This window comes from Gammaproteobacteria bacterium (assembly GCA_003696665.1).
GTDB lineage: Bacteria > Pseudomonadota > Gammaproteobacteria > Enterobacterales.
The window spans coordinates 1-5,076 of record RFGJ01000607.1 but is presented as its reverse complement, the minus strand read 5'-3'; the positions used below and the strand labels follow the sequence as shown (position 1 = coordinate 5,076).

Sequence of the window (5,076 nt, the reverse complement as noted above, 5' to 3'; positions counted from 1 at the left end):
TATTTCTCTTCCGGGAGAGCACAAAAAGCGCGTATTTCCGCCTCTACTTTGGGGAGGGGGTCTTTTTCCATGGAAAACCAGTGAATTTCGGGGTCATCGGCCTTGAACCAGTTGGCCTGACGGCGCACGAATTGCCGCGTAAGGCGCTTCATTTGCGTTACGGCTTCCTCCAGGGTGCATTCTCCCCGCAGATAGGCTGCTATCTGTTTGTACCCGATGGCAGACATCGATGGCAACTCTGCAGAATAGCCGCGTGCCAGCAGCGTGCGCACTTCGTCCACCAGGCCAGCCTGCAACATGGCCTGAATGCGGGCATCCACACGGGCATACAGTTCTTCGCGCGGGCGTGTCAGACCAATCAGCAGGGTACGGTAAGGAGAAGCCCCGCGCTGCCGCTGGGCAGAGAAACGCCTGCCTGTCAGGAAAATCACTTCCAGGGCGCGCACCGTGCGCCGCAGGTTGTTTGGCTCGATGCGGGCAGCAGCCTGTGGGTCCAGGATTGCCAGACGGGCGTGCAACGCCTGGGGGCCAATCCGCTGCCCCCAGTTTTCCAGCGCCTCCCGCAAGGCCGGGTGCGGACGCTGTTGGGGGAGTTTCCACCCCTCATAAACGGCGCGCAGGTACTGGCCAGTGCCGCCTACCAGAAAGGGGAGTTTGCCGCGTGCATGGATGTCGGCAATGATTTCATGGGCGGCGCGTTGAAAGAGCGCCAGGCTCCAGGTTTCATCCGGGTCAGCGACATCAATCAGGTGATGGGGCACACGGGCACGCTCCTCAGGCGTGGGTTTGGCGGTGCCAATGTCCATGCCGCGGTAGAACAGGCGCGAATCGGCAGAGACGATTTCACCTTGCAGGCGTTCAGCCAGTTGCAGAGAAAGTTCGGTTTTACCCACTGCCGTGGGGCCGAGGATAACGATGAGTGGAGGTTTCACGTCAGGATGTTCTCGAAATGGGTGATTTCGGGCGGCAAACCGGGTGCAGGGCAATAGATAGCCAGGACATCCACGCGCCAGTCCGAAGGCAGGTCGGGGTTCTCCTGCAGATAGTACAGGGCAGAAGCCAGCAGATGCTCCTGTTTGCGAGGGGTAACGGCTTCTTCGGGGTTGCCAAAAGTGCGGCTGGTACGGGTTTTCACTTCGACGAAGACCAGTTGGTCGGACTGCTGCGCCAAAATGTCGATTTCGCCATAAGGGGTGCGCAGGTTGCGCCCCAAAATACGGTAGCCGCGTGCAGTGAGGTACCGCGCCGCTTCGGCCTCGCCCCAGCGCCCTAACGATTTATGGTAGTTCACCATCCCACAACTTCCACAACTATCTGAGCTCTTACAACGTAAAGATTAAACATTGCTCAAAACAATTTTAGCCAATTGCATCGCAGATTTTGGTTTCCCGAGTCGATATGCTTTCGCCTTCATTTCATCAACAATAAACCAGTCATCAATACACATCCTAATGACCCTCGCTATATCTTCGGGTGATTCTCCACACATAGCCACACCATGACGCGCCAAAAAATGCACATTTCCTCTTTCTTGTCCGGGGCCAGGATGAAATAAAATCAACCCTACTCCACATGCCAAGGCCTCTGCTACTATCAGCCCGCCAGGTTTGCAAACTAACAAATCACTTGCCATGAGTATCTCGTACATGTTTTCAGTAAAACCAAGTACGTCAAAACCGGCAAAGCTGCTTTGATAAGATATCAACTTTTCTTTTAATTCAACACTTTTTCCCAAGATAATTTTTACCGATAAAGAATCCCTGTATCTTTGGCTCAGATTGGTCAACTCCGTTAATAAGTTAATGATGTCATGACGCACTTTCACATATGCTCCTCCCCGAAGTCCACCAGCTACAATTGATACTCTAAGCTTGTTTTTTCTGCCAAGAGTACGTGATTTATTGACTGCGCGTTCAAAATTGCTCCGTAACGGTATTCCGGTTACATGGACTATAGAAGGGTTTACCCCCCTGTAAAACAAAAGATTCTTCAAGTCATTGTGTGCGACAAAATAACCATCAATTTCAGAAGTTGGCCAATAGGAATGTAAATCGAAATCCGTAACAACACCATATACTCGTTCTATACCTTGGTTTCGTTCTTTCAAATTAGCTGCTAGCGCGCATGGTAACACATGAGTTGCAATAATCGCATCGGGATGATATTCTTCTACGACGGACGCTATGATTTCTTGCAACGGGGTTAATTCAGCAAAACGCTCGAACAGATTCCCTGGTGTACCTTGTCGCCATAGTGCATCATATAATCCTGGCACCAAAGAAATCGAAAGCAATTGTAACTTATCAAGTAGCAATGGAATCGTATCTGATATGGTAGCAAATGGGTCTAATAAATAAACTTCTGTTTTTCCTATCTTTTTCAATGCTTGTTCAATAGCGCGTGCAGCAATTTCATGGCCTGACCCTACCGACAAATAGGGAATTAAAATCCTTTCAAAGTCCACTAGTATTACCGCCTTTACAAGATTTCACAGAATAGCCTTCAAAATCTTTGGGACTGAATTGGCCAAAGATAATCCGTCCTTCGCTTTAGCGAGATTCTCATAAATCTCAAGCGCCAAGATTAAAACGCGCCCGCTAAACAAGAATTTGATCCATTGTGGAATAGGTAGACTGCTCGGAAGATTCAAAATTGTTCTATAATACTCCAGTCCAATGATTAAACCAGTACCATGGTTTCCATCAATGTTGTCAAGATGAAAATTCTGAATAACAGTTTGTAGATTTGATTTCTGTATCGCCTCCAGACGTTGGTTAAACTGCACCAACAATATGCCCCCTGTTATTGCTACAATTACAATGCATCCATAAACTAACCAATAATACATCCAACTATATTTCTCATCCTTCTCACGGAGTAACATCGTTGTGGGGGTAAGACTGACAATCAAAAATAACACTGTTAAAAACATTGTCGCATCAAACGCTGGCTTTAATCCATATAGCAAATCAGAATGAAATACGGGATATACGATTGAGTCATCTTTTAACATTCGAAATAATGCGGTTGCAAAATCAATCCACTGCAAGGCCGAACTCAGGACAACATAACTGATAACAAAATCGAACAACATCGTCCGCAAAAAATGGTAAGTTATGGATTTGGAAAACCAAGTCGTCTCAGATCTTCTGCGATATCGGATAAAAGTACCCACAGCAAGCACAAAGGCTACTCCCCATACAACGTGTTGGACGCTTGTTCCCATGACAGCGAATACTGCCATTCTATAATCAGAAATTTGCAAGCCTGATTGATGCAGCAGTTTAACAGCCAAATTAATCTTTTGTTTGGAAATCAAATAAACAGCAGTGCTTGGAGCTAGCACGGTCATTGGCCACAACCAGGAGAGGCGATCTTGAAAGAATTCTCGTAACCTTTCTCGTGCCCCCAACGTAAATTGGTGAAAAGCTAAAGAAACTTGTTTGAGTCTTAAAAAACGCCGCTTTCTCAAGGAAAATATTTCCACATTAGCAAATCCCCCCATCAACGGGCACATTACGATATTAAACAAATAATCACTCAACGCATATATCACCACTATTCCAAACCACGGGACATTGAGTGAGTTAATCCATTGAAAAAACATATCGTCAAACATAATTTTGCTCCGCGACAGTTCATTCTCTAATTGTTAGCACCCCATAAACGCCTCTATGATCCATTCCGCGTGAGCCATCCAGTCTGTGAGTACCAGGTGTTTCGCCTAAAACCACACATGTGCCATCTAGAAAATTGCTAACGACCAGATCAACGGTCTTGCCTCTCCATAAGAGATAGGATGTAAATCTAGGGGGGGTCGTCTCAACTGCTCCGCTATGATACCGCAATGGTGTCCCTCTCCATCCTCTACCCATATAGGACTGCCACTTGATTACGCTAATGTCATCGTGATCTCTCCAAGGATCAAAGTTAAAATCTCCCATTATTAGTACTTTTTCCTCTTGAATTAGTGGAGGGGAGTTTTCGTTGCCGTCAAAGGTTAATTTTAGCATTTTTTCCCTACACTGGGCACTTGTACTTTGTAAATGGGCATTAACTACATCGAACACAAGGTTATCATTTGTTCTTACAGTTGCTGCTGAAACAGTAAAGCCATTATCGCATCCATCTAACGCGTGTCCTGTGCGAGCAGTTGGACAATATGATCCTTTTTCACAGCCCAATACTTCACCAATATCAACGTGCACACCTATGCACGTAAAATGTCCCCGCATATCACAAACAATCGTATAATCGTCCCCAAGCAAACGACGCGCTTGAGCAACCAATTGTTCATAATGACATACCTTTTTGGGATTCCTCTCCTGTACATCAGCACATTGCCAGGGGGCCATTATCTCTTGTAATGTTACGATATCTGGCCGCAGTTTACGTATACTCTGAGAAATCCTTTCTTCAACATCCAAATAACACAAATTGTTTAAATACTTCCTACACCCAATGTTAAGGTTTCCTACGTTGGCTGTCAAAACAGAATATCCGGGTACTTGCTCTTTATTCATAGGTTTTAGAACGCTCATATTGTTCTCTTTATTGCATAATATAATACTGACGCATAGCAATGAGAATAGAAGAATTAACTGAGCTGATGAACTACTATATCTCACCTTCACTGCCGTCACCTCATGAAACAATCACAAACTTTTATCGTACAGAATGGCCTCGGTTTATGAATAGTTGAAAAGAATGGCAGATCGTATACCTTCTGGTTTATGAATTTTACTTTCCACTAACTGAAAAGTAAACATGGCCTCAACTCGCGGTGATTCGGGTTGCCACAATCCGCTCTAACCAAGAGGAGATCTCATATACTAGACCAATCTTACCATACAAACGCTGGCAAAGCTATTTGAAAGCCTTCCGGCCTTCCGGTAGGCGCCCATCTGACAGCGCAGCCCGTCTTCGCTGACTATGCGCACCATCTTTGCGGTAAAAGCCGCCAAATCTTCATCCTGTGCCAGCAGGCCAGTGACACCATCTTCCACCGTATCGCCCACCCCCGGAGAACGGATGCCCAACACCGGCAAACCAGCCGCCATGGCCTCGATAACCGAG

At 46.3% G+C, this 5,076-nt stretch carries 6 protein-coding genes; all 6 read right to left on the bottom strand.

Features of this window, described 5'->3' with window-relative positions; translation table 11 throughout:
• Positions 1–932: tRNA (adenosine(37)-N6)-dimethylallyltransferase MiaA (gene miaA / locus D6694_14800; protein ID RMH35308.1), on the bottom strand; the 932-nt coding region annotated here is incomplete at its 3' end.
• Positions 929–1,294, bottom strand: coding sequence for a YraN family protein (locus D6694_14795; GenBank protein ID RMH35307.1), 366 nt, complete (start codon positions 1,292–1,294; stop codon positions 929–931). The genes D6694_14795 and miaA, both read right to left, overlap by 4 nt.
• A gap of 42 nt (positions 1,295–1,336) precedes the next feature.
• The gene (locus D6694_14790) at positions 1,337–2,464 is read right to left on the bottom strand and encodes a hypothetical protein (protein RMH35306.1); all 1,128 of its coding nucleotides are present in this window, start codon (positions 2,462–2,464) and stop codon (positions 1,337–1,339) included.
• Between the two features lie 24 nt (positions 2,465–2,488).
• Entirely contained in the window at positions 2,489–3,619 is a 1,131-nt protein-coding gene (locus D6694_14785; protein ID RMH35305.1) for a hypothetical protein, read from the bottom strand.
• Between the two features lie 19 nt (positions 3,620–3,638).
• Positions 3,639–4,541, bottom strand: coding sequence for an endonuclease/exonuclease/phosphatase family protein (locus tag D6694_14780; protein RMH35304.1), 903 nt, complete (start codon positions 4,539–4,541; stop codon positions 3,639–3,641).
• A 291-nt stretch (positions 4,542–4,832) separates the two neighbouring features.
• Positions 4,833–5,076: glycosyltransferase (locus tag D6694_14775; GenBank protein RMH35303.1), on the bottom strand; the 244-nt coding region annotated here is incomplete at its 5' end.